The sequence below is a fragment of the Pseudomonas sp. PAGU 2196 genome (assembly GCF_022179005.1).
Lineage (GTDB): Bacteria > Pseudomonadota > Gammaproteobacteria > Pseudomonadales > Pseudomonadaceae > Aquipseudomonas > Aquipseudomonas kermanshahensis.
On record NZ_BNTL01000035.1, the window covers coordinates 152,554 to 174,449 of the forward strand.

Below are 21,896 nucleotides of genomic sequence, written 5' to 3' on the forward strand. Positions count from 1 at the left end.
TCCGCTGCGCGGGCGCTAGCTCGGGTCGAGCCCTATGTGCCTATCTCAGCTAGTCATAAGTGATGTGCAGTTGTAGAAGGGGTGATCAAGGTCATCAAGGCCCATGTAGTAGGGTATTCCGTCGCAGCTTTCGCTGCCCTGAACGGTAAAATAGGTGGCATTGACTTCAAATTCAGTGGCTAGGCCTAGAGCGACACATTTGCAGTAGTGCTCCTCTAACCCATAGGGGACTGAGTCAAAGCTGGAGATATCAAGCAGGTAGCGGCCCTCGGTGCTGATAATTAGGCGACCTGAAGCAATGAGTGCTCTCACCAGATCCGACGTGTTGTCTGGAAGCCATACCCACGATTTTCCGCCCCCTTCGCCTCGCTCGATTGATTCATCACCTACCGACATGGTGATCGACCTGATGATGCAATCAACCTCATTGTTGATCTCATCTACCCGCGCCTCTGAAATCGAGAAATAGTCTGACAAGTCGATCGAGTGGGCATTAATCAAATCGGAAACGCGGCTGGGATCCTGTATAGCCCCATGCTGTTCCACATCACAGAGCGGTATCACAAAACTGATCATCGACTGGCTGATGATCCCGGCGTCCACCAAGGTCAGGATGTCGTAAACAATTTTCGGCACATCCTCAGTTTCCTGAACCAGTACCCCCATTCCAGTAATGCCCGAGTTTCCCAAGCTCAATCCCGGCATCTCCGCTAGAGTCTCAACCAATTCACCATCTGGTGCGAAGTGGGACTCGTCACCTTGGTAGCACCATCGCCACTCGCGCTCATGTGTCCAGTCAATCGTTCTGACATCGCCGATGCTGTAGGCAACGTAACGGTACTGCTCGCCGATGGGGAGTACATCTGCCTCAAGTACCCTGAAGCAATGGGTGTCTCTGCGCTCTCGGGCGTCTTGGCTAAGACCGTAGATTACCGGGCGGGCGCCGATGCTGAACATCGCCGTCTTTGGGATCATGAAGGCGTAACGGCCAACGTTCTCACCTCTTGCCTGACGTTCGTTGCTGGCCTGGACGAATGCCGACAGGGGCATGTCTGTGAAGCAGACTGCTGGCGACCTGCCATAAATGGTTGGCCGTTCGTTTCGATATGACCAAGTCGCGAAAATCTTGTTATGCCGGAGCGCACATCGCATCAGGAAAAGCGAATCCAGCACGCTGGACTCTACAACGTTGTTAAAGCGCACATGCTCCGGAAAGAGAATGCCTTCAGAGCTGCACTGATCGACGTCCCGGAAAAAATGAATGAGGTAATCGGAAAGGTCGAATCGAATGTTGTTGAGCATGTAGCGTCCCTGCCTTGTGCTGTGGTGGCAGAATCGTACCATGAGGCAATGTTCGCTCCATTGCAGATCCGAACCAGTCTGAAAGAGGGGGCTTGCGATCGGCGCCGCCTTCGTCGATGAGTCTTTATCATCGGGTTGTGCCTTCACCAGCTTCTCTGTGACCATGCAGCCTGCGGATCCCACCTGGGCGACTATGAGAAGGCATCGGAAGCAGATTTTTGATGCCTACTACGCTAAGGCTCCACTCTCCTCACATGAGGTCACGGCGCAATGACTGAACTGTTCACCCTCCCGCTTATACAAGCCATCAGTGACTGGCAGAACGGTGGTGATGTAAAGACTGCCAGGGCCCGAGGACTGGCCTTGGAGCGTGAGTGTGCGGCGCTTCCAAGTGAGTTCAAGGTCGTCTCATTAGCCTGTTTTCGGAGAGTAGCGCTCAAAAAACGAAGCATCTGGGATCTCCTTGGGGAGCAGGCGCTGCCCGAGAAGATTTCCTCCTGGACATTTGACCTCGATCTTGCGAAGCGCTTCAAGAACGGGGTTCCACCCAAGGGGGCGGGCCAGCAAGGCGTTATTTTCGAGAGAGTGCCCCATTCAGAAGAGATTATTGTCAATCTGTGGAAGCTGTTTCGCGACCCGGATTTCAAAGCGGCAGTGAAAAAGCATAAGCGCTCGGTAGATAACTTTCCGCAGGGAATGGGAAGGTACAAGAATACCCAATCTGAGGTCGTCCTCAAGGTCGAAACGCTGTCCCAAGACCATATCTATTCTCTGGGCGGGCACAGCGGATCGCATGAGGAGATCCTTCAGCTACTCATTGCTAAGGTTTACGGAGCTCACGCAACGGCGAGTCAAAAGGATTGGCTAAGGCGGGTGATGTCGGTAGGCCCAAATGTTACGGGCCCTAAGTGGCTGAGCCCAAAAGCGACTCGGATTGTATTGAATAGTGTCGAGCCCGAGATAGCTAATCTAAGGGAGGGTTAGCTGGCTCAGGCAGTCATTACCCAGGCCGTGAAGCAGATTAACTCTCACCTGACCCACCTCGTTGCGACAGCTGATTCTGGCCGGGTGCTGCTGAACGTATGATCGCTGACGAGTGCTCTGAGGGTACCGAGCGAGCAATGGTTGGGCCTAGCTCCCTCCAGCAGCTTTCGCATTCTTCGCTTTAAGGAGTGCAGCCGCTGCGTTCTTCGACTCCTGCTCTGTCGATTTCAAAGTCCTCCAGGCTTCTCGTATTGACTTCGACTGCGCAATGACCGCATTCACTACATCGAGTGTGCTGCTGGCACCGGAAGCCGAGCTGGTGGTATTTGCTCCGCAGGCTGAGTGGAATTCTATGGAGCCTTTCTTGGGGAATTTTACGGTCTCGATATAGCGAGGGTCGGCGACGGTGGCGCTGAATTTCTGCCCTGCTAAAGGGCCGTCGTTAAACAGCACGGTTACGCTCCGGCACGCCGAGTAAAAAATCGTCTCCTGAGATTTCTCACTGGCCCTCTCGGCATAGACAAGGTTGTCCAGCGCTTCGTCTTTAACCGGGCCAAATTCTGCTTCCAGATGAATGGCCTTGGACGCATCGGGCGAGGTTAGTTTAGCGAAGGCTTTACCACCGTTCCGCTTGATCTGGCTATTTCGCAGCAGATCATAGCTATCAATGGAGATTGGCAGCTCTGCGCTTGAGGTCAGTGCGGCGGCACCAAGGATGCCAACCGCTAGCGTTCCCACTGCTTGGATGTATTTGACCCTTTTGTCCTCAACCTCAGTGCCAATACTGGAAAGCAAGTCAGTGTTGTCCAGTTTGGTGACTTTGAGGTGGGTGTCGACCCCGAAGGCGTCGTCTTGGCGCAGGATGAAGCGCGTCTGAGCATCTGGTTCCGATTTCGCCTCAGCGGGCACTGAGGTCACCTGCGGCAAGGTCTGTTTGTCTTTGTCTTTGAAATCGACGACCAACTGGCTCTTGGCGAGCGTGAATTTCGGCAGCCCATCCCAGTCACCTTCGTATCTTGTACCGTTCGCCAAGGGCGCATCATGGGGAGGCGGGGTTTGGTAGAAGGCTTTGGGTTGGGCGGAGCATCCTGCGAGGATGGTCAGGGACAAAAGGGCGGCTGTGCGTATGGTGTGCATGGTTCATCTTTCCTTTAGCGATGCTGAGCACGTTCGGATCGCACAGCCATCGGGGTGGCTAGGTGCCACCAAAACCTAGATCCCCTGACGCGTCTTGTCCAATCGGTGCTCGCGAGCGCATTCGAGGCGAAGATGGTCAGCGCTTAGCTGGCGCTGGACGTGGGTTCAGGCGATGATTGGCACCCCAAAATGTGGAGGTGCTTGGTGTCGATCACTTATCAGGATGTTGTCGAAGCATTCATCGCAGACTTCAAGTGGATGCACCACGCCAGCCACCAGCCTGATGTGCGATGTGACTTCAATGGCGATCCATCAGAGCTCGCCATGATCCTGCCGGTTGCGGGTCATCCGACCCTGAAATTTTCTTACCGCTTTGCAGGTAGCGTCGTGAGCAGCCACACGGACTTGTTCTACTGCTTGATCATCGCCGGCCATGAATTGGCACATTGGGCAAACGCCCATACAAAGCATGTGGACACGGATGACCTAGACAGCAAAGCCATCGAGATGTGGGCCGACTTGTTTGGCACCAGGCTTGTGTTTACTGCAGTAGCAAGATGCCCGAACCTGCGCCCCATTATCAATCGGCTGCGCACCCCAGCCTTCGATGCTGAAGGAGCGGATGCTCTGCTGCCGGCCTATGGCGAAGCGTTGCGCCAGGTTTACGAGCGCGTCTTCGTTCCTGCGGGGTTGACTCCGACTTACCCATCGCCCAATGAGCGTGTGCAGATCTGCGGTGTTGGCGTAACCTCGTTTTTCCACCGCCACCTGGGGAAAGTGCACGAGCGGATGACGGTGGACGCGATTAAGAAGGTCATTCTTGAGCCATTTGCAGATGTGCCCGATCTTTACCTTAAGGACAAAGACTGGCAAGACAGTGCTGAGTTGGCGTACCGCACCATTGAAATTCACCTCGGCCTCAAGCAGGGGCGGCGATCGATCACGCCAGGCATACGTCCAGAATTCAACCAACTGGTGGGTACGAATTATTTGGGCCATGCTGAAAACGAGGTGCACCGCGAGGGTTTGAAAGCTCAGGTTCGAGCGTGGGGCGTTGACGTTTAAACCGAGAAAGACCGAGAGGGCGCGTGCGGTTTCTGTCATTGGCTGTGGACGCCCAGACACGAACCGCTGGCAAAAAACTAAGCTATACGTTCGGTTTTCGGGCTCGTCACCTTACTGTCTGCAAAACCTAAGCTGAAGCTTAGTCTTCATAGGTATGTCCCCATCTCACATTGTTAGGTGGGGAGGCTGTGTTCGGAATACTCCGGTTGAGTTAGCTGGGGCAATTAGCACAACCTAGAGAGCGGGCAGTGTCAGACAACAGCAAGTATGTGTTTTTGCTCGAAATTTTTAGCATGCAGTAGGATGCATTCTTAGGCGCTGGATCGTCAGGGTTGCGAGGCCCCGGTATTGCTGGGCTGGGTGGGTTAATGTAGGATTCTGGCTAGGTAAGCGTTGACCGGATTGTAGGGGTACCTAGGATAAGGATTCGAATCTCTACGCTTCCGCCATATTCAAAGCCCTGATTATTCAGGGCTTTTTGCGTTTTTGGGGTACATGCCCTCGACGCTTTCGCTCGAATCTCTCCGTTCCTTCAGCCTAAAAACCTACGCACGTGGCCTTCTGCGCAACAACTGCGAAATCCAAGCGCCAAGCTGCCCTGTATCCCCTCATCCCCAGCGCTAGGCTCCTTCCTACCTAGAAGCGAACCCGGCAAACCGCTTGTTGAACCCGGCTACCCGTCCTTCAGTTTTGGCCTTACGTTCTTGCCCGGTATACACCGGATGCGACGCGCTTGAGACGTCGAGCGTGACGTAGGGGTAGCGTTCGCCATCGCTGTGAACGTAGGTCTTGTCGGTATCAATGGTGGATCCGACCAACCAGAACGCGTTCGCCGATACGTCATGAAAAAGGACGGGGCGGTAATTGGGGTGAATGCCAGGCTTCATCAGAATCTCCATTTGCAATGATATAAAGTAACAACATAAATGATATCGATTCTGATTTCAACGGGCAAAGCAAAGCCCGCCAAGGCGGGCTAGGGCGGTTCCGTCAGAGGGCGAGCGTTATACTTTTTGCTGTTGCCGGCGCTGGAAACGGGTCACGGCGATCTGCACGGCAGCCGCTACGACGCAAAGCAGGCCGATTTTCCAGCTGCCCTCCAGCCCAAAATGCTCGGAGGCCTTCCCAGCGATGAGTACGCTAAAGAAGATGGCGACAGGCAGGATCAATTTATTCATTAGGGCTTCCAGCAGAGAACGACAAAAGGCGTAAAGGGCATACGGTTCGGGTCATTAGGCTTGGTCAGCCTTGGCGGAATGCACCTTGCGCACGATCACATCGATCCGATGCCAATTCACGGATTCAGAGTCGATGATCATAGGGGATTCCGTTTCACGCAACAGGATAACCTCAAGCCCTTCTGAAAGCCGCCGAACGTCTTCCACGCTTTGAAATGACATCTGCACTTGGCTCGCCCAGCTGTGCCTCAGGCCGAAGAAATGGCCCACGAAGACGCCACCTGGCAGTAGTGCATCGCGCACCTGGCTCCAGAGGTAATCGAATCGGCCAGGGTGGCAAAAAGGCAGGGAAAGGCCGGCGTGGATCAAGTTCGAGGCAGGCAACTCGGTGAGGTGCTCAAAGTCTGCGACTTTCGCGTCGAGCATGCGGGCGTCGCTCGATGAGCACTTGCGGATCGTCCTGGCGATGGCTTCAGGTTCTTTGTCGATTGCCAGAACCTGCCAGCCTGCCTGGATGAGTTGCCAAGCCTCATTGCCGGCGCCGCACCCCAGGTCGACTGCGTGGCGGGGGTATTGATCTTTGACGTGGTCAATCGCGTAACTGAGCAGTGGGGAGGGGGCACGTTTGTCCGTGCGCTCATAGAAAGCGTTCCAGCTCGTCATCGATAAAGCGTCCTGACCAGTCCATTGTTCATCAGGCCATTGAGGGAGTGGCCCTGCATCATCGATGGATATTATCTCGGTAACTCACCCCGCCTGGGTTCGGTGTATTACTGCACGTTACCGAGTACATCCAGCTTGAGTTAACCCCTCACCCTCAGCGCGCCAAATTCAAAGATGGGTACGTATCCACCCGTCAGCCACGTCGCCCATCGTCAACGGTTCGCCGCTCTTGATCCAGGCCATGAAGGCGCGATCAAACTTGAATGCGCTTCCGCACTCATCCGTCAGGAAGCGTCGAACTTTTTGCGTGCTCCGGTAGTGTTTGTCCAGCGGGGTGCTTCTGGTGATCGGCCCTGCGTGCCAGTCAACGCTCATTTCCCTATTCCCGTTCGAAGGCATGAGCAAAGAGCTTACCCGCGCAGACGCTAGAAATCACTCATGCGCTGGCCGCTGGCTGAACAGGGGCTACTGCAAGGTCGGTGGTTTGACCGTGCCCGCCATCTTGCTCAACACCGCCTCTATTCGCGCGATCGACTTCTCAAGGTCATCGGCTTCCTTGTCATAGCCCTCCTTTCTAAATCGATCACGCGACTGTCGCAGGTTGAGCAGGTTTTTTTGCAGTTTCAGGGCCGAGGCGTCGAACGGGTCCATGCTTTTCTCATGCGGTGGGCATCCGTGCCGTTGTAGGAAAATGGGACCGTAGCAGCTCGATTTTGCCGATGAAACTGATGTTTCATACAGGGAAATGCCACTGCTTGGATTTCTCCTACGATGCACGGGTAAAGATCCTACAAACTTCGCATCTGACCGTTTCAAATCGTGTGCTGCAGAAGGTCCTCAACGCCCCAGGCTCAAGGGTTTTGAGCAATTTCGGACGCGCCGTCGCCCGCAGCGGTGTAAAGCAAGGTTACCGAACATTGTGAAACCTTATGTAGCAATTACAGCCCCTGAAGTAGGGGCTGCTGACGCGGGAAACACGCCTGTGACTACAGGTGGTCCGCGTCGATCACTGCTTGAGCGAACGCATCGGGGGCTTCTTGGGGCAGGTTGTGGCCAATGCCGCCACTGATCAGGCGGTACGCGTACTTGCCGGTGAAGCGCTGTGCATAGCTTTCTGCCGGTGGGTGCGGTGCACCGTTGGCATCACCTTCCAAGGTAATGGTCGGCACACTGATGCTGGGGAAGGTGGCCAGTTTCGCTTCCAGTGGGGCGTAGCGGGCCTCGCCCTGTGCCAGCCCCAAGCGCCAGCGGTAGTTGTGCACGGTGATGGCAACCTGATCGGGGTTGTCCAGCGCCTTGGCACTGCGCTCGAAGGTGGTGTCATCGAAGGCCCACTTGGGTGAGGCGGTTTGCCAGATCAGCTTGGCGAACGCATGGCGGTTCTTGTCATAACCGGCTTGGCCGCGCTCGGTTGCGAAGTAGTACTGGTACCACCATTGCAGTTCGGCACTGGGCGGGAGCGGCGCCTTGGCGGCTTCCTGGCTGCTGATCAGGTAGCCACTGACTGACACCAGTGCTTTGACCCGCTCGGGCCACAGGGCCGAGACGATGTCGGCAGTACGGGCGCCCCAGTCGAAACCGGCGAGCACGGCGTGCTGGATGTGAAGGGCGTCCATGAAGGCGATGACGTCGCTGGCCAGGGCCGAGGGCTGGGCATTGCGTAGGGTCTGCGCTGAGAGGAAGCGGGTCTGCCCATAGCCCCGTACGTACGGCACGAGCACGCGGTAGCCTTTTGCGGCGAGCTTCGGTGCCACCGCCTCGAAACTGTGAATGTCGTAGGGCCACCCATGCAGCAAGATGACCACAGGGCCATCGGCTGGGCCTTGCTCGACATAGGCCACATCGAGAACGCCAGCTTCAACGTGCTTGAGTGGGCCGAAGCGCTCCGCTGGGGTGGCCGTTGCCTGAGCCGGTGCTGACGCAGCCGAACAGGCGGCAGTCGCCATCAGGCCAAGGGGAAGAAGGGCACAGGCGAGGAGGTGGCGGATGCGGCGTGTTGGGTGGCTTGAAGGTGTCGAGGGGTGGGCAAGCATCGTGCATCTCCTTGGCAAGGCCACAGGTATGGGTTGATGCAAGCCAGTAAAGAGGACCTCTGTATCAAGGGTATGTCCGATTTAGCTGTAGGAAACGTTCTTGTGTATCAGGTCTCAGTTTGTACACATAAAGATACAACCGTGCCGTCGCAGCGTGTCAGACCGCTTCTGCTACGATCGATAATTTCCCCCAGGCCAAGGAGAGGCCCTATGCATTATGTCGTGATCGAGCGCCACCGCAGCGAATACCCAAGGCCGATTCGTTTTGCCAAAGGGACGCTGCTGGATATCGGCCCGCGCTATGAAGGCGAGCCGGGCTGGCAGGACTGGTACCTGTGTTCATGCCCTGGGCAGGAGCCGGGGTGGGTACCGGCGCAATTGATCGAGCGGTTCAGTGTGGAGAAAGGCAGGGCGCTTGATCACTACTCGGCCCATGAGCTGGATGCCGACCCCGGGCAACTGGTGCAGCAGGTGCGCTCGCTCAATGGCTGGATGTGGTGCCGGCGCCATGACGATGATGAGTTTGGTTGGTTGCCGCTGGCAAAACTGGAGCAATTGAGTTGAGGTGGGTCGCGCCGCTGTGCTGATCACTGGCATCTGATCCGCTTTTTTTCTACAAACCTGCATCTGTAACCGTATCAGCCATGGACCGACAATAGGCACATCCCCGCATCACACTGTAGAGGTTCCGATGGGCAAGCTGACGCTGTTCCTGGGTGGTTTTCTGCTCCTGACCATTCTGATAGGTATTTTGGGCACCATTCCGCCAAGCTGACTTTCACCCGACTCCTCCCTTCGCGGCCCGTCTGATTCGCCAGATGGGCCCACCCGCCTGCGCCCCCGGCTACCCCGTTCATTCACCATGACTGATCAGTGGTACCTGCAAGTAATTCTCAAGTGCGAATGGCTCGTGTAATCTCCCGCCGCCGTCCTGCGGCCCACGTTGATGGGCCGGTCTTTTGCCTTGGAGTCGAAACACACATGGAATGCAAGAAAGGCACTTCAGCCATGCTGGAGTGGCGTAGCCGTTTTCTCGCTGAAGGCACGCTCGATGAGGACGCGTATGACGAGGCACTGCGCAGCGCGGGCGTATTGGAACAGGCGGGTGAGATAAGCACGCTTGAGTGGATCGAGTTGGTCAGGCTGGCCAATACAGCGTTGCTGCATGTGCGATAAGTCGTTCTTTGCGCTGGGAAATCTGTCCACAAAAAACGTGGGTAGGTCTGTGGATAAAATGCTGTAAGCCAAGCCGGAAGCGGGCTCTGTTAAATTGAGCAGAATTTGAACAGTCCTTTTGAGCCGTCGCCGTTAGGCCGACAGGCCGGCGCGGCGCAGGGCCTGCAGCAGCTCACGAACCCGCGCGGGCAACTCGCCGGCCGGGTACAGCGCGTGCATTTGTGGATCTTGGCCGGTGCTTGAAGTCAGACGGTATTGCGGGCACACCCGCACCAGGCGCCCGGCCTTGACCTGGGCTTCGCCCACCCAGGCCGCCAGTCGGGCGATACCGGCCCCGGCCAGTGTGCTGTGGTACACCGCATCGCCAGAACCCAGCCGAAGCCGTGGCGTGGGGCGCAGGCTGGTGATTTGGCCATCTCGGCAGAAATGCCAGGCTTTGAGTATGCGTGGGGCGGTATGCAGAATCAGTGCGTGGTGTTCCAGGTCTTCTGGGTGTTGTGGGTTGCCGGCCCTGGCCAAGTAAGCCGGGCTTGCATACAGATGGCGTTGGTAACCCCACAGCGGATAGCCGATCAGTTCGCTGGATTGCGGAAAAGCGCCGCGCACCACGAAGTCGAACTTGTCCAGCAGCGGGTCCAGGGCGGCATCGCTGTACTGCACGTCCAAGGTCACCTGTGGATGACGCTGGGAAAACTCAGCGAGTACCCGGGGCAACACATGCTCACCCAGCAATTGCGGCACGGCGAAACGGATCCAGCCTTGGGCGCTACCGCTTAGCGCGGCCAACTCGTCGACTGCATCACGTTGCACATCCAGCAAGCGTTCGGCATGGGGGAGCAGGCGCTCGCCGGCTTCGGTCAGGGTCACCGCGTTGGCGTTGCGGTTGAGCAGTTTACTGCCGGCGTTGTCCTCCAGCGTTTGCACCGCTCGGGTTACCGCGCTGGGTGAACGCCCCAGGGCGCGTGCCGCAGCGACGAAGCTGCGCTTGTGGGCGACACTGACGAACGCCTGAATCTCCCGCAGCATGTCCAAGGCCATTGCCTGCTCCTAATTGCAGTTTTCGCAATATGGCATTTCAACACAAGCGCGGCACTTTGATTAGCCTTGCAGCCTGTCTTACTGCCTGGAGCCGCGTCATGATGGATATCGCTGTACTTTCTGTGTTCGCCTTTGCCGCCGGTTTGATCGATGCCGCCGTAGGCGGTGGCGGGCTTATTCAGATACCGGCGCTGTTCAACGTGCTGCCCACCGCGCAACCGGCGGCCTTGCTGGGCACCAACAAACTGGCCTCGGTGTGCGGCACTGCCTTTGCGGCCCGCTCGTTCATCCGCAAGGTCACATTGGACTGGGGGCTGATCGTGCCAGCGGCGCTCAGTGCCTTTGTCATGTCGTTTGCCGGCGCCGCCACGGTATCGCTGGTGCCGCCCAGCGTGATGCGCCCGGCCGTGCTGGTGATGATCGTGCTGATGGCGATCTACACGTTCTGCAAAAAGGACTTCGGCACGCTGCACACGCCCACGCAGATCGGCCGCAAGGAGCAATGCCTGGCGGTGTTGATCGGTGGGGCCATTGGTTTTTACGATGGCCTGTTCGGGCCAGGGACCGGCAGCTTCCTGATCTTTCTGTTTATTCGTTTTTTTGCCCTGGACTTCTTGCACGCCTCGGCTTCGGCCAAGGTAGTGAACATCGCCACCAACCTGGCGGCGCTGGTGTTCTTCGTGCCGTCGGGCAACGTGCTGTATGCCATCGCCTTGCCCATGGCGGCCTGCAACATCCTCGGTGCGTTGACCGGCACCTGGCTGGCGGTGCGCAAGGGCGCAGGTTTCGTGCGCGGGCTGTTCCTGATTTTGCTGTGCGTACTGATTGCCAAGTTGTCCTGGGATTTGCTGGCCGGTTGAGTCAGACCACCTGGCGCTGTGCCTCGGCCTGTTCGACGCGGTTGCGGCCATGCGCCTTGGCCCGGTACAGCGCTTGATCGGCGCGCGCCAGCAGCTCGTCGAGGCTTGGCGCCGGGGTGTCGGCAGCGCAGCCGTCGAGGCCGATGCTCACGGTGATTTGCAGGCGATGGTCGGCGTGCACCACATGCAGGTCCTGAACGGCCCGGCGCAGGCGTTCGGCAGTGAATTTGGCGCGATCTGGCGCAAGGCCTGGGAGGATCACGACGAACTCCTCGCCACCCATGCGCGCGAACAGCTCGCCTTCGTGCAACTGGTCTTGCAGGGTGCGGGCGAACTGGCGCAGTACCTGGTCACCGATTGCGTGGCCATGCGCGTCGTTGATCGCCTTGAAGTGATCGATATCCAGCATCATCAACGTCAGCGGCAGCGCTTGGGCATGTTGCTGGCGGCTGTCGAGCAGTGCATTGGCGCGGCGGGTGAACGCGCTGCGGGTCAGTACCCCGGTCAGGTGGTCGATGGTGGCCTGGTGCGCCAGGCGTGCCATCAGGCTGCGATTGGCCTGGCTGACGCAGGCCACCACCAGCGGCCCGAGTACCAGCATGGCGATGCCCAGGCGCGCCGACATCAGGGTGGTGACCCCGGGTTCGCTCTGCGGCACGCTGAAGTGCATGAGGTTTTGCGCGACTGCGACGATGAGGGTGCTGCCGGCGGTGAGCGTCAGCATCGAGACCAGAAACGGCGGGTAGGTCCAGGCACACCACAGCAGGGCGGCGATCGGGAAGGCAATCGCCCCCGGCCCACCGAAGGCGATGCTGAAGGCCAGCGAGCCAAGCAGCACCAGCAGCGGCGGCAAACGCACTGCCTGGGCGCCACTGCGCACCATCGCCCGCACCGAGGGCGCCGTCAGCAGCACCGGCAGCACCAGTACTCCGGTTGAGAACTGTTCACTGAACCAGGCCAGCCAGGTGGCCTGCAGCGATTGCTCGAACCACGGTGCGGCCATCACCGAGGCCAGGCTCGCGGCAACCATCGCGCCAGCGGCGCATGCGGCGAACACACTGAGTACGCCATGCGGGCTGCGCATGCGTCGGTGCAGGCGCGGCACGCGTGACAACAACTGCCACACGGTGAACACCATGCCGAGGTTGCACAGGTTGAACCACAACGCCGGCTTCCACGCGCTGCCGCACAGCAGGTCGGCGAGCACCATGGCCAGCCACACCAGCATGAAGCCGAGGGCGTTGGCCTGGCGGGGGTAGCGCAACAGCACGCCGACCAATACCGCATTCACTGGCCAGAACAGGGAGAGGGACTCGATGGGGCGTGCCAGGATGCCGCCGAGGGTCAGGGCAAACGTCAGGCAAAGCAACGCGACATAGGGCAACAAGCGCGATTGGGCTGGAAAAACCATGAACTCGACCGGCAAGCGGAAACGAAATCCAGGACAACGGCTTGAAGCACCTGGGGCAATTACGTGTCAGTGTGTTTCGACAGGGTACTTGATGTCAATCTGCCGCGATCCTGCAGGATAATGCCAAATTGCCGGTATCCCCAGTCGATTTCCTTACAAGCCGAAGAACCACGGGACCATCACCACAGTCACCAGCATTACCAGCAAGGTGAATGGCACGCCGACTTTGACGAAATCACCGAACCGGTATTGCCCCGGGCCCAGCACCAGGGTGTTGACCGGTGACGAGACGGGCGTCATGAACGCAGCCGATGCGGCGAGGGCCACGGTCATGGCGAAGGGGTAGGGCGACATGCCCAGTTGCGTGGCCGTGCTGATTGCCACCGGCGCCATCAGCACGGCAGTGGCGGTGTTGGAAATGAACAGGCCGATCACCGCCGTCACGGCAAACAGGCAGGCAAGAATGGCACTGGGGCCGGCCCCGCCCAGCACACTGACCAGCCCGGTCACGGCCAAGTCGATGCCGCCGGTTTTTTGCAGGGCCTGGGCGAACGGCAGCATGCCGACGATCAGTACCAGGCTCTGCCAATGGATTGCCCGGTAGGCGCTGTTCATGTCGATGCACCGGCCTGCGCCCATCAGCAGGCAGCCGATCAGCGCGGCGATCACATTGGGCACCGCGCCGCTGACCATCAGCCCGACCATCACCGCCAGGCTCAACAAGGCCTGCGGCGCACGCGTGCGGGCCGGGGCGACCTGGTCGATCTCGGCGGGCAAGCTCAGCACCAGAAAGTCGTGCGGTTTGCTCTGCAGTTGACGCACGGCTTTCCAGGGCCCGACCACCAGCAGGGTATCGCCCAGGCGCAGCTTTTCTTCCACCAGTTGCTCTTCGATGGCCACCTGATCGCGGCGCAAGCCGACCACGTTGAGGTCGAAACGGGTGCGGAACGCCAGCTCGAGGATGCTCTTGCCGATCAACTGCGAGCCGGGTGGCAGCGACACTTCGGCCATGCCCAGTTCCTGCGACTGATCGATGAAGTAGGCCGCCTTGAAATGCAGCGGCTCCAGTTGCATGGTCTGGCACAGGCTGCGCAGGTCGTCGCGGTTGGCGAACAGGTCGAGCAGCAGCACGTCGCCCTGGTGCAGCACGGTATTGGAGTCGGCGGTGATCACCCGTGTGCTGAATTTGTGCTGGCGCTCGATGCCGATCACGTTGGCGCCGTGCTTTGTACGCAGCTCCAGCTCACCCAGGGTGTGGCCGATCAGCGGTGAATGCGGGCGGATGCGCAGGCGCCGCTCGCGGCCGCTGAGCTTGTAATCCAGTACCAGGTCGAGCAACGTGCGGCGGGTTTCCACCCGGCCGTCCTTGCGCACTTCGCCGTTGAGCCAGTGGCGGGTGAGCAGCATGTAGCCGATGCCCAGCACCAGCACCACCAGGCCGAACGGGGTAAAGCTGAAGAAGTTGAAGCCCTGTTCGCCATGGCGCACCAGTTCGCTGTGCACCACCACGTTGGGCGGCGTGGCCACCAGGCTGAGCATGCCGCTGATCAGGCCGGCAAAGCTCAGCGGCATCATCAGGCGGCTGGGCGAGAGCTTGAGGCGTGCGGCGATGCTCAGCACCACCGGGATGAAGATCGCTACCACTCCCGTAGAACTCATCACCGACCCCAGGCCCGCCACCGCTACCATCAGCAGTACCAGCAAGCGCGCTTCACTGTTGCCGGCGCGTTCGCTCATCCATTCGCCGATGCGGTAGGCAATGCCGGTGCGTACCAGGCCTTCGCCGATCACGAACAGGGCGGCGATCAGTACCACGTTGGGGTCGCTGAAACCGGCCAGCGCCTGCTCCACCGTGAGGATGCCCGATAACGGCAGGGCGAGGATCACCATGAGAGCGACCACGTCCATGCGCGGGCGGTTGATGATGAAGAGGACGACGACGATGGCCAGCAGGCCGAGGACCCAGAGCAGCTCGTGGTTCATGGGGAGGGGGTGTTCCTTCACACAGGGGCACGGTAGACATTAGCAGCCAGTGTGCCAGCTTGGGATGAAGGGTGTGTTGATGTGTTGCAGGGTTTAAGACGCAAAAGGGGCCGCTATGCGGCCCCTGTTTATCGCCTGGATCAGTGACGGTGACGGTGGTGCTTCTTGCCGTTGTTGTCGCCCATGTGGTTACCGATGGCACCACCGGCCGCGCCACCCAGGCCGGCACCAATGGTGGAGCCGGCAGAACCGCCGACTTTGCCACCGAGCAGCGAACCGCCCGCAGAACCCAGGCCACCGCCGATGGCAGCCTCGGTGCGGTTGCCCTTGCGAGCGCCTACCGCACTGCCGGCAGCGCCGCCGACACCGGCGCCGATGGCAGCGCCTGTGCTGCCGCCGATCTGTTGGCCGACAACGTTACCCAGTACACCACCCAGGCCACCGCCAATGGCGGCGGTACCGTCACCGGCGAAAGCGCCCTGGCACAGCAGCAGGCCGAGGGCAAGGGAAGGCAGAGTCAGACGCATGGTACGAACCTCAAAAGGAATCATCAGGTTAAGGTGCCGCGCAGCGGGCGGCGGGTCAGGGTTGCAAAGACGCTTCAGCGGTAGTAGCGGTCACCGCGGTACTGACGGTCGTCATCGTCACGGTCATGCCGATGATGGTGGCCATGGCCACGGTCGCGATCACGCCAGCCATCGTCGTCGTCATGGTAGCGATGGCTGTGGCAGCCAGCAGTCAGCAGGATGGCGGCAATCAGCGAAAAGCTTGCAAGGCGGGTCATCACGATATAGGTCCTTGATCCGCAAAGGTTTACGGGACACTTCCTGAGACTGGGATCGATCCATTTGGTTTCCTGGGCGGGCAAAAAATTGTCCTGCCAGCGATGAGTGGCGTGCTTGCCGGCTGCTGTTCTGTCTCGCTGGGTCATGGCCGAGCCGGCCGTCGGCACCTAGACTGCACGGTAAGCCGCAGCCAAGACGGCAAACTGCCACACGGTGAATCACGATGATCGCCCATACCCCCACGCTGTTCGCCGCGGTCGCCCTGGTAGCGACCATTCTGGCTTTCTGCCTGCTGCTGGTCGGCCGCAGCAACCGCCGCGACAACCTGCTGCTTACCGGCTGCGGGCTGCTGGTGCATGCCTTGGCGTATGTCTGCTACACCGTTTACGCGCAAGCGCCGCTGTGGCTCAGCTATGGCCTGGGCAACAGCTTGCTGTCACTGGCCCTGGCGTTTTATTCGGCCAGCTTGTTCCGGGTGCGTGAGCAAGTGATCCCGTGGCGGCTGATCTTCATCATCCCGGCGTGCATGCTGGTCGGGCTGATGCTGCTGCTCGACACCCTCGAACCACGCATGCTGCTGGCGACGCTGGTGCTGATGTTGCAGTGCTCGATGATCCTGTACTGGGCCAGGCGGTACGTCGAGCGGCCAGGCAGGGCGCACCTGCTGCTGCAGATCGGTGCGCTGATCAGCCTGGTCGGGTTGGGCATGCGCGCCGTGGCGGTGGCCAATGGCACGGCGGTGGAAATGCGCTATGACACCAGCAACCTCAAACAGAGCATTTCGGTGGCGATCGGCACAGTCACGGTGATGATGTATTCCATCGGCCTGGTGTTGATGGCCAAGGAGCGTAGCGAATCGCGCTTGCAGCACTTGGCCTTGCGCGATGTGTTGACCGGCACCTACAACCGCCGGGCGATCCTCGAACGCTTCGGCGTCGAGCTGGACCGCGCCCGCGAGGCGCAGAGCAGCCTGGCCGTGGCCATGATCGATATCGATCATTTCAAGCGGATCAACGACCTGTATGGGCACTTGGCGGGTGACGAGGTGTTGTGCCATTGCGTGCGTCAGTTGCAGCAGCGTTTGCGCCAGGGGGACAGCCTTGGGCGCTATGGCGGGGAGGAATTCCTGCTGTTGTTGCCGGGTGCCGACAGAAGCGGGGCGATGGCCGCGCTGCAGGGCTTGCGGGAAGCGATTGCCAACAGCCCCGCGCGTTTTGCCGGTGATGAGATCGAGCTGCGTTTCAGCGTCGGGCTGTGGTGCGGTGTGCCGGGGCCCAGGGACAGCACCTCCAGCCTGCTGGCGCAGGCGGATGCAGCGCTTTATCAGGCCAAGGCCGCTGGGCGCAACACCGTGCACATGGCGGCCTTGGTGCAGGTCATTTGATTCAGCTGGCCGGGTGGATCGCCAACACTACCCCATTGGTGATCTGCACCAGCACGTAGTGCTCGCCCATGCGTACCCAATGGCTTTCCTTTTCTGGGGTGGGCAGGCCTTTGGCCTTCCAGTCTTTTACCGTCTGATCATCGCGCTTGTATTGGTCGGGGGCCTTGTCACCCACCTTGAGTTCACGGTTGTGGGTTTCTGGCCCCGTAATGCTTTCTTCGGCGGACGGGGCGGCAGAAGCGGCCAACGGCAGGCAGGGCAGGGCGGCGAGCAGCAGGGCGGGTATCAGGTGATGCTTTTTCATCGCGGTTTCCTTGTGACGGCATGTTCCTACTGCGACAGCAGCATGCGCCCGACAATTCACTCGCGGTGCCCGCCAATGCTAGAGTCGCCTTCTTTTTTGCCCTGAGGATTGAACATGCGAGCGATTCTGCCGATGGCCGCAGTACTGATGCTGGTCGGTTGCGCTTCCGCGACCATGGAAACGGCACGTGGCGGCAAGCCGACCGCGCAGCTCGATTCGCACAAGGCGCCAGAATTGGTCGCCCAATGCATTCAGTTCAGCTGGCAGGAAGAGGCGGTGTTCGGGGACGATGCCAGTGGCTACCTGGAGCCGCGCAAACAGGGTGGTTTCACCGTGTATACCCGCGAGGCCGAGGCGTTCGTGGACGTTTATCCGCAGGCGGGTGGGGCGCGGGTCGATTACTACGCGCAAAAAAATGACGGCGTGGCGCTGCAGCGGCGTGCTGCTGCGGCGACGTGCCTGTAATAAATCAGTACGAGCAGACAAGGACGTCAACCATGGACCGATCGCTGCAACTCAACCGCACCAGCTGGGACGAACGCGCCCCCTTGCACGCTGCCTCGAAAGACTATGAGGTCGAGCTGCTGGTCGAACGCCCCGCGCATCTTTCCGAAACCGTTCGTTTCGACTTGCCGCTGCTGGGCGATATCCACGGGCTCAACGCCGTTCACCTGCAGTGCCACATCGGCACCGATACCCTGTCGCTCGCGCGCCTTGGCGCGCAGGTTTGTGGTCTGGATTTTTCCGCGGCTTCGCTGGCGCAGGCGCGGGCGTTGGCCGAACGCTGCGCAGCGCCAATCGCGTATGTGGAGTCAGATGTCTACGCCGCCGACCAGGTGCTGCCAGCGGGGACGTTCGATCTGGTCTACACCGGCATCGGCGCGCTCTGCTGGCTGCCCCGCATCGAGCCGTGGGCGCGCGCTGTGGCGGCCTTGTTGAAACCGGGTGGGCGGCTGTTCCTGCGCGATGGCCACCCGATGCTGATGGCCGTCAATGAAGACCACCAGGACCGCCTGTTGATCGAGTATCCGTACTTCGAGCACGAAACCCCGACGGTGTGGCACACCGACCAGACGTACGTCGAAACCGACCAGCGCCTCGTCCATACCGAGACCCATGAGTGGAACCACGGCCTGGGCGAGGTTATCAGTGCCTTGCTGGCGCACGGGCTGCAACTGACAGGCCTGGTCGAGCACCCGAGCATCCCTTGGGAAGCGCTGCCTGGGCAGATGGACAAGGGCGCCGACGGCGAGTGGCGTTTGCGCCACCAGCCGTCACGCCTGCCCTTGAGCTACACCTTGCAGGCGATCAAGGCCTGATCAGGACAAGTAACCACCGTCGACGTTGAGTGCGGTGCCGGTGGTGTAGCTGGAGGCGTCGCTGGCCAGGTACAGCACCGCGCCGGCCATTTCCTTGGGGTCGGCCACGCGCTTGAGCGGGATTTGCTGCAGGGCGGCGTTGAGGATGGCCTCGTTCTTCACCAGTGCCGAGGCGAACTTGGTATCCGTCAGGCCGGGTAGCAGGGCATTGCAGCGGATGCCGAACGGCGCGCATTCTTTGGCGAAGACCTTGGTCATGTTGATCACCGCAGCCTTGGTCACCGAATAGATGCCTTGGAAGTGCCCAGGCGAAACACCGTTGATCGACGCCACGTTGATGATGCTGCCGCCGCCGTGTTCGCGCATCAGCTTGCCGGCTTCCACCGACATGAAAAAGTAGCCGCGGATATTCACGTCGACGGTCTTCTGGAAGGCGAGCAGGTCGGTGTCCAGCACGTTGCCGAACTGCGGGTTGGTGGCCGCGTTGTTGACCAGGATATCCAGGCGCCCGAACTGTTCGCGTATCCCCGCGAACACCTGCTGGATCTGCTCCATTTCGCCGATATGGCAGGCCACCGCAGTGGCCTTGCCCCCGGCGGCGATGATCGCGTCGGCAACGTGCTGGCAGCCGTCCAGTTTGCGGCTGGAGACAATGACATGGGCGCCCTGCTGCGCCAGCAGATGGGCAATGGCCTCGCCGATGCCGCGGCTGGCGCCGGAAACGAAGGCGATCTTGCCGTCAAGGTCGAACAAGTGGGTCTTGGACATGCTGTTTTCCTTGTTATCTGTCGTCAGAGCGTGGAGGTGCGGGTCACCTGCAAGGCCATCTGCTCCAGCAGCCGGTTCATGTGGATGAACTGGGCGAAGCGTTTGTCCTGAGTTTGGCCGTGGTAGTAGCGGTAGTAGATCTGCTGGACGATGCCGGCGAGGCGGAACAGGCCATAGCAATAGTAGTAATCGAAGTTGTCGAGGCGAATGCCGGCGCGCTCGGCGTAGTAGTCGACGAACTGCCGGCGGGTGAGCATGCCGGGCGCGTTACTGGGTTGGCGGCGCATCAGTTGCATGGGCGCCGGGTCTGCTGCCTCGATCCAGTAGGCCAGGCTGTTGCCCAGGTCCATCAGCGGGTCACCGAGGGTGGCCATCTCCCAATCCAGCACACCGATGATGCGCATCGGGTTGTCGGCGTCGAGTATCACGTTATCGAAGCGGTAGTCGTTGTGGACGATGCCGGGGCGTGGGTGGTCGGCGGGCATCTTGTCGTGCAACCAGGCAATCACGTGCTCCCAGCGCGGAGCATCATCGGTGATGGCTTTGTCGTAGCGGCTGGTCCACCCCTCGATCTGGCGTTGCACATAGCCTTCCGGCTTGCCCAGGTCGGCCAGGCCGCAGGCTTGGTAGTCGACCTGATGCAGCTCGACCAGGCGGTCGATGAAGCTTTTGCACAAGGCTTCGGTGCTGGCTGCGTCGAGCTTGAGTTCAGCCGGGATGTCCGAGCGCAGGATGATGCCGTTGACCCGCTCCATCACATAGAACTCGCCGCCGATCAGGGTCTCGTCGGTGCAGTGCACGTACGCCTTGGGGCAGTAAGGGAAGCCACTGTTGAGCTGATTAAGGATGCGAAATTCACGGCCCATGTCGTGGGCCGACTTGGCCTTCTGCCCGAATGGCGGGCGGCGCAGCACGAACTCTCGGCCCGGGTAGGTGACCAGGTAGGTGAGGTTGGAGGCGCCGCCGGGGAACTGGCTGATGCTCGGCAAGCCTTCGAGGCCGGGAATATGGGCCTTGAGATAAGGGTCGATGACGGCCGCGTCGAGTTCTTCGCCGGGGCGGACCTGGGTGGACTGATCGGTGAGCGTCATGCGTTTTCCTTATTTTCGTTCGCAACAACTATTGGCTAATCTAATGGCCTGCCGGCGTTGGAACAAGCGTGCCAGCCGTCATATAGGTGAGGGTGTTGCTGATGGATCAATCGCCTTGATGTGATCGGGCAAAAAAAAACCGAAGCCGGTCAGGCTTCGGTTTTTTGATCAATCGGCGTGCCCATCACTCAGGACGGGAACAGCTCGCTGAGCTTCATCGACAGCATCATGTCGCCCTCGACGCGCAGCTTGCCGCCCATGAAGGCCTGCATGCCGTCGGTCTCGCCACTGACGATACCCTTGAGGGTCTCGCTGTCCAGTACCAGGGTGCAGTTGGCGTCTGGGTTTTCGCCTTCTTGGATGTCACACGTACCGTCCTTGATGATCAGGGCGTACTTTTTGTCTTCGTCGGTGATGTCGAAGCCGAACACCAGGTCCAGGCCTGCGGCAGCGGCTGGATTGAACTTTGCTTTCATCGCTTCGACGGCTTTAGCTACATCGCTCATGGCGTAATCCTTATTAAGTTATATTCGCGTCCGCAGGGACACAACAAGCCGGGCTCATCGGTAGGTGACAAGCTCCGGCGCCCTCAACAGCTGCACGTGGGCTTGGCTGTTGAAGGAGGCCAGTGCCACGTCGCGGCCCCGAAACTTCAGTTGGCTGAGCGACGTGTTGATGATCTGCCAGTTCAGCGCGAAGGCTTGGCTGGGGGTAATGCCGGTAACCAGATGGAGCAGGGCCGCAATGGTGCCGCCGGAGGTGAAGATGGCAATGTTGTCGCCACTGCCCGCGCCTTCGAGCACACGCTGCAGGCCACGCTGGACGCGCGCGGTGAAGGCCTGCCAGGTCTCCAGGCCATCGTCGGCAGAATGATCGCCAGCGTGCCAGCGCTGCACCATCAGCGCGAACAGGCGCTGGAATTCGCTGCGGTGCTGCGCGCCATTGCGCAGGATGTGCAGGGCATCGGGTTCTTGCGCCAGCAGGCCGGGCAGCAGGGCGCGGATCACGCCATCGGCATCGAACTCATTGAACGCCGCATCGGTCTCAACAGCCGGAACCGGGCAGCCTGTGGCGTGCAAGGCCTCCAGGGTCAGGCGTGCGGTGTCCTGCTGGCGGCGCAGGTCGCCGGCCACGCAACGATCCAGCTGCACATCGAGGAGTGCCAGGTGTTCACCCAGGGCTTGGCTCTGACGCACACCGATGGTCGAGAGGACGTCGTAGTCCTCGGCACCGAAGGAGGCTTGGCCATGTCGGATCAGGTAGAGGTTGCCCACGGAGGTATCCGGCCTGTTGGAGGTTGCTGCGAGGTTAGGATGTGCCACACAGGCTGTCAACGAAAAAACATACAAGCGTTTGAAAAGGTTGTTTGAACTGTGTTGCCAGCGTTTACACCGGCTGGCAGCGCCTCAGGCGCA

General features: G+C 60.0%; 26 protein-coding genes. 8 read left to right on the top strand and 18 right to left on the bottom strand.

Features of this window, described 5'->3' with window-relative positions; translation table 11 throughout:
• Positions 1 to 45 precede the first annotated feature (45 nt).
• The gene (locus MFF34_RS25480) at positions 46 to 1,302 is read right to left on the bottom strand and encodes a DUF4427 domain-containing protein (RefSeq protein ID WP_238217262.1); all 1,257 of its coding nucleotides are present in this window, start codon (positions 1,300 to 1,302) and stop codon (positions 46 to 48) included.
• Between the two features lie 270 nt (positions 1,303 to 1,572).
• Here MFF34_RS25480 and MFF34_RS25485 point away from each other — a divergent pair, with 270 nt between their 5' ends.
• Positions 1,573 to 2,286, top strand: coding sequence for a hypothetical protein (locus MFF34_RS25485; RefSeq protein ID WP_238217264.1), 714 nt, complete (start codon positions 1,573 to 1,575; stop codon positions 2,284 to 2,286).
• A 147-nt stretch (positions 2,287 to 2,433) separates the two neighbouring features.
• Here MFF34_RS25485 and MFF34_RS25490 read toward each other — a convergent pair whose 3' ends face one another.
• On the bottom strand, positions 2,434 to 3,423 hold the full coding sequence (locus MFF34_RS25490; RefSeq protein ID WP_238217266.1) for a hypothetical protein: 990 nt from the start codon (positions 3,421 to 3,423) through the stop codon (positions 2,434 to 2,436).
• Positions 3,424 to 3,627: 204 nt separating this feature from the next.
• Here MFF34_RS25490 and MFF34_RS25495 point away from each other — a divergent pair, with 204 nt between their 5' ends.
• Positions 3,628 to 4,488, top strand: coding sequence for a hypothetical protein (locus MFF34_RS25495; protein WP_238217267.1), 861 nt, complete (start codon positions 3,628 to 3,630; stop codon positions 4,486 to 4,488).
• Between the two features lie 632 nt (positions 4,489 to 5,120).
• Here MFF34_RS25495 and MFF34_RS25500 read toward each other — a convergent pair.
• The 6 genes from MFF34_RS25500 to MFF34_RS25525 all read right to left on the bottom strand — a co-directional run bounded on the left by MFF34_RS25500 (position 5,121) and on the right by MFF34_RS25525 (position 8,362).
• A complete protein-coding gene (locus MFF34_RS25500; protein WP_238217269.1) occupies positions 5,121 to 5,375 on the bottom strand; it encodes a type B 50S ribosomal protein L31 in 255 nt (84 codons plus the stop codon).
• 117 nt (positions 5,376 to 5,492) lie between these two features.
• Entirely contained in the window at positions 5,493 to 5,666 is a 174-nt protein-coding gene (locus MFF34_RS25505; protein WP_172960347.1) for a hypothetical protein, read from the bottom strand.
• Between the two features lie 54 nt (positions 5,667 to 5,720).
• Complete coding sequence (locus tag MFF34_RS25510) at positions 5,721 to 6,329, bottom strand: trans-aconitate 2-methyltransferase (protein WP_238217271.1); 609 nt, start codon at positions 6,327 to 6,329, stop codon at positions 5,721 to 5,723.
• 168 nt (positions 6,330 to 6,497) lie between these two features.
• Positions 6,498 to 6,704 (bottom strand): DUF6434 domain-containing protein, encoded by a 207-nt coding sequence (locus MFF34_RS25515; protein WP_027592708.1) that lies wholly within the window; start codon positions 6,702 to 6,704, stop codon positions 6,498 to 6,500.
• 90 nt (positions 6,705 to 6,794) lie between these two features.
• On the bottom strand, positions 6,795 to 6,980 hold the full coding sequence (locus MFF34_RS25520) for a hypothetical protein (RefSeq protein ID WP_186704073.1): 186 nt from the start codon (positions 6,978 to 6,980) through the stop codon (positions 6,795 to 6,797).
• A 335-nt stretch (positions 6,981 to 7,315) separates the two neighbouring features.
• Positions 7,316 to 8,362: an alpha/beta fold hydrolase gene (locus MFF34_RS25525; RefSeq protein WP_238217273.1), complete on the bottom strand. Its 1,047-nt coding sequence runs from the start codon at positions 8,360 to 8,362 to the stop codon at positions 7,316 to 7,318.
• Positions 8,363 to 8,572: 210 nt separating this feature from the next.
• On the opposite strand from MFF34_RS25525, the gene MFF34_RS25530 reads away from it, so the two are divergent.
• Positions 8,573 to 8,926, top strand: a complete 354-nt coding sequence (locus MFF34_RS25530; protein WP_099428834.1) for an SH3 domain-containing protein — start codon at positions 8,573 to 8,575, stop codon at positions 8,924 to 8,926.
• A gap of 417 nt (positions 8,927 to 9,343) precedes the next feature.
• Positions 9,344 to 9,538, top strand: coding sequence for a hypothetical protein (locus tag MFF34_RS25535; RefSeq protein WP_027592704.1), 195 nt, complete (start codon positions 9,344 to 9,346; stop codon positions 9,536 to 9,538).
• A gap of 132 nt (positions 9,539 to 9,670) precedes the next feature.
• On the opposite strand, the gene MFF34_RS25540 is transcribed toward MFF34_RS25535, so the two are convergent.
• Positions 9,671 to 10,576, bottom strand: a complete 906-nt coding sequence (locus tag MFF34_RS25540) for a LysR family transcriptional regulator (RefSeq protein WP_238217275.1) — start codon at positions 10,574 to 10,576, stop codon at positions 9,671 to 9,673.
• Between the two features lie 98 nt (positions 10,577 to 10,674).
• On the opposite strand from MFF34_RS25540, the gene MFF34_RS25545 reads away from it, so the two are divergent.
• Positions 10,675 to 11,436, top strand: a complete 762-nt coding sequence (locus MFF34_RS25545; RefSeq protein ID WP_238217277.1) for a TSUP family transporter — start codon at positions 10,675 to 10,677, stop codon at positions 11,434 to 11,436.
• Between the two features lies 1 nt (position 11,437).
• On the opposite strand, the gene MFF34_RS25550 is transcribed toward MFF34_RS25545, so the two are convergent.
• The 4 genes from MFF34_RS25550 to MFF34_RS25565 form a co-directional block, all read right to left on the bottom strand.
• Positions 11,438 to 12,862, bottom strand: a complete 1,425-nt coding sequence (locus tag MFF34_RS25550) for a GGDEF domain-containing protein (protein ID WP_099454706.1) — start codon at positions 12,860 to 12,862, stop codon at positions 11,438 to 11,440.
• Positions 12,863 to 13,000: 138 nt separating this feature from the next.
• Positions 13,001 to 14,830 carry an SLC13 family permease gene (locus tag MFF34_RS25555; protein WP_099428837.1) on the bottom strand — a complete coding sequence of 610 codons (1,830 nt, stop codon included), beginning with the start codon at positions 14,828 to 14,830 and terminating at the stop codon, positions 13,001 to 13,003.
• Positions 14,831 to 14,970: 140 nt separating this feature from the next.
• Positions 14,971 to 15,357, bottom strand: coding sequence for a glycine zipper domain-containing protein (locus tag MFF34_RS25560; RefSeq protein WP_027592699.1), 387 nt, complete (start codon positions 15,355 to 15,357; stop codon positions 14,971 to 14,973).
• A gap of 74 nt (positions 15,358 to 15,431) precedes the next feature.
• A complete protein-coding gene (locus tag MFF34_RS25565; protein WP_238217279.1) occupies positions 15,432 to 15,614 on the bottom strand; it encodes a hypothetical protein in 183 nt (60 codons plus the stop codon).
• 224 nt (positions 15,615 to 15,838) lie between these two features.
• On the opposite strand from MFF34_RS25565, the gene MFF34_RS25570 reads away from it, so the two are divergent.
• Positions 15,839 to 16,999, top strand: coding sequence for a GGDEF domain-containing protein (locus MFF34_RS25570; RefSeq protein WP_238217280.1), 1,161 nt, complete (start codon positions 15,839 to 15,841; stop codon positions 16,997 to 16,999).
• Between the two features lies 1 nt (position 17,000).
• Here the strand turns inward: MFF34_RS25570 and MFF34_RS25575 are convergent, their stop codons facing one another.
• The gene (locus tag MFF34_RS25575) at positions 17,001 to 17,303 is read right to left on the bottom strand and encodes an RcnB family protein (protein ID WP_027592696.1); all 303 of its coding nucleotides are present in this window, start codon (positions 17,301 to 17,303) and stop codon (positions 17,001 to 17,003) included.
• A gap of 114 nt (positions 17,304 to 17,417) precedes the next feature.
• Here MFF34_RS25575 and MFF34_RS25580 point away from each other — a divergent pair, with 114 nt between their 5' ends.
• The gene (locus MFF34_RS25580) at positions 17,418 to 17,768 is read left to right on the top strand and encodes a hypothetical protein (protein WP_027592695.1); all 351 of its coding nucleotides are present in this window, start codon (positions 17,418 to 17,420) and stop codon (positions 17,766 to 17,768) included.
• A gap of 32 nt (positions 17,769 to 17,800) precedes the next feature.
• Positions 17,801 to 18,622, top strand: a complete 822-nt coding sequence (locus MFF34_RS25585; protein ID WP_238217283.1) for a bifunctional 2-polyprenyl-6-hydroxyphenol methylase/3-demethylubiquinol 3-O-methyltransferase UbiG — start codon at positions 17,801 to 17,803, stop codon at positions 18,620 to 18,622.
• Here MFF34_RS25585 and MFF34_RS25590 read toward each other — a convergent pair whose 3' ends face one another.
• From MFF34_RS25590 to MFF34_RS25605, 4 genes are all read right to left on the bottom strand, one after another.
• Positions 18,623 to 19,390, bottom strand: a complete 768-nt coding sequence (locus MFF34_RS25590) for an SDR family oxidoreductase (RefSeq protein ID WP_027592693.1) — start codon at positions 19,388 to 19,390, stop codon at positions 18,623 to 18,625.
• 23 nt (positions 19,391 to 19,413) lie between these two features.
• Positions 19,414 to 20,481 carry a phosphotransferase family protein gene (locus MFF34_RS25595; protein ID WP_238217285.1) on the bottom strand — a complete coding sequence of 356 codons (1,068 nt, stop codon included), beginning with the start codon at positions 20,479 to 20,481 and terminating at the stop codon, positions 19,414 to 19,416.
• Positions 20,482 to 20,669: 188 nt separating this feature from the next.
• Positions 20,670 to 20,987, bottom strand: coding sequence for an SCP2 sterol-binding domain-containing protein (locus MFF34_RS25600; protein WP_085273065.1), 318 nt, complete (start codon positions 20,985 to 20,987; stop codon positions 20,670 to 20,672).
• 54 nt (positions 20,988 to 21,041) lie between these two features.
• On the bottom strand, positions 21,042 to 21,755 hold the full coding sequence (locus tag MFF34_RS25605; protein ID WP_238217286.1) for a histidine phosphatase family protein: 714 nt from the start codon (positions 21,753 to 21,755) through the stop codon (positions 21,042 to 21,044).
• Positions 21,756 to 21,896: the final 141 nt, after the last annotated feature.

Bases quoted from the DNA above. Each gene is read 5' to 3' on its own strand.
- MFF34_RS25480 (WP_238217262.1), bottom strand. From the start codon at position 1,302: ATGCTCAACAACATTCGATTCGACCTTTCCGATTACCTCATTCATTTT.
- MFF34_RS25485 (WP_238217264.1), top strand. From the start codon at position 1,573: ATGACTGAACTGTTCACCCTCCCGCTTATACAAGCCATCAGTGACTGG.
- MFF34_RS25490 (WP_238217266.1), bottom strand. From the start codon at position 3,423: ATGCACACCATACGCACAGCCGCCCTTTTGTCCCTGACCATCCTCGCA.
- MFF34_RS25500 (WP_238217269.1), bottom strand. From the start codon at position 5,375: ATGAAGCCTGGCATTCACCCCAATTACCGCCCCGTCCTTTTTCATGAC.
- MFF34_RS25505 (WP_172960347.1), bottom strand. From the start codon at position 5,666: ATGAATAAATTGATCCTGCCTGTCGCCATCTTCTTTAGCGTACTCATC.
- MFF34_RS25510 (WP_238217271.1), bottom strand. From the start codon at position 6,329: ATGACGAGCTGGAACGCTTTCTATGAGCGCACGGACAAACGTGCCCCC.
- MFF34_RS25515 (WP_027592708.1), bottom strand. From the start codon at position 6,704: ATGAGCGTTGACTGGCACGCAGGGCCGATCACCAGAAGCACCCCGCTG.
- MFF34_RS25520 (WP_186704073.1), bottom strand. From the start codon at position 6,980: ATGGACCCGTTCGACGCCTCGGCCCTGAAACTGCAAAAAAACCTGCTC.
- MFF34_RS25525 (WP_238217273.1), bottom strand. From the start codon at position 8,362: ATGCTTGCCCACCCCTCGACACCTTCAAGCCACCCAACACGCCGCATC.
- MFF34_RS25530 (WP_099428834.1), top strand. From the start codon at position 8,573: ATGCATTATGTCGTGATCGAGCGCCACCGCAGCGAATACCCAAGGCCG.
- MFF34_RS25535 (WP_027592704.1), top strand. From the start codon at position 9,344: ATGGAATGCAAGAAAGGCACTTCAGCCATGCTGGAGTGGCGTAGCCGT.
- MFF34_RS25540 (WP_238217275.1), bottom strand. From the start codon at position 10,576: ATGGCCTTGGACATGCTGCGGGAGATTCAGGCGTTCGTCAGTGTCGCC.
- MFF34_RS25545 (WP_238217277.1), top strand. From the start codon at position 10,675: ATGATGGATATCGCTGTACTTTCTGTGTTCGCCTTTGCCGCCGGTTTG.
- MFF34_RS25555 (WP_099428837.1), bottom strand. From the start codon at position 14,830: ATGAACCACGAGCTGCTCTGGGTCCTCGGCCTGCTGGCCATCGTCGTC.
- MFF34_RS25560 (WP_027592699.1), bottom strand. From the start codon at position 15,357: ATGCGTCTGACTCTGCCTTCCCTTGCCCTCGGCCTGCTGCTGTGCCAG.
- MFF34_RS25565 (WP_238217279.1), bottom strand. From the start codon at position 15,614: ATGACCCGCCTTGCAAGCTTTTCGCTGATTGCCGCCATCCTGCTGACT.
- MFF34_RS25570 (WP_238217280.1), top strand. From the start codon at position 15,839: ATGATCGCCCATACCCCCACGCTGTTCGCCGCGGTCGCCCTGGTAGCG.
- MFF34_RS25575 (WP_027592696.1), bottom strand. From the start codon at position 17,303: ATGAAAAAGCATCACCTGATACCCGCCCTGCTGCTCGCCGCCCTGCCC.
- MFF34_RS25580 (WP_027592695.1), top strand. From the start codon at position 17,418: ATGCGAGCGATTCTGCCGATGGCCGCAGTACTGATGCTGGTCGGTTGC.
- MFF34_RS25585 (WP_238217283.1), top strand. From the start codon at position 17,801: ATGGACCGATCGCTGCAACTCAACCGCACCAGCTGGGACGAACGCGCC.
- MFF34_RS25590 (WP_027592693.1), bottom strand. From the start codon at position 19,390: ATGTCCAAGACCCACTTGTTCGACCTTGACGGCAAGATCGCCTTCGTT.
- MFF34_RS25595 (WP_238217285.1), bottom strand. From the start codon at position 20,481: ATGACGCTCACCGATCAGTCCACCCAGGTCCGCCCCGGCGAAGAACTC.
- MFF34_RS25600 (WP_085273065.1), bottom strand. From the start codon at position 20,987: ATGAGCGATGTAGCTAAAGCCGTCGAAGCGATGAAAGCAAAGTTCAAT.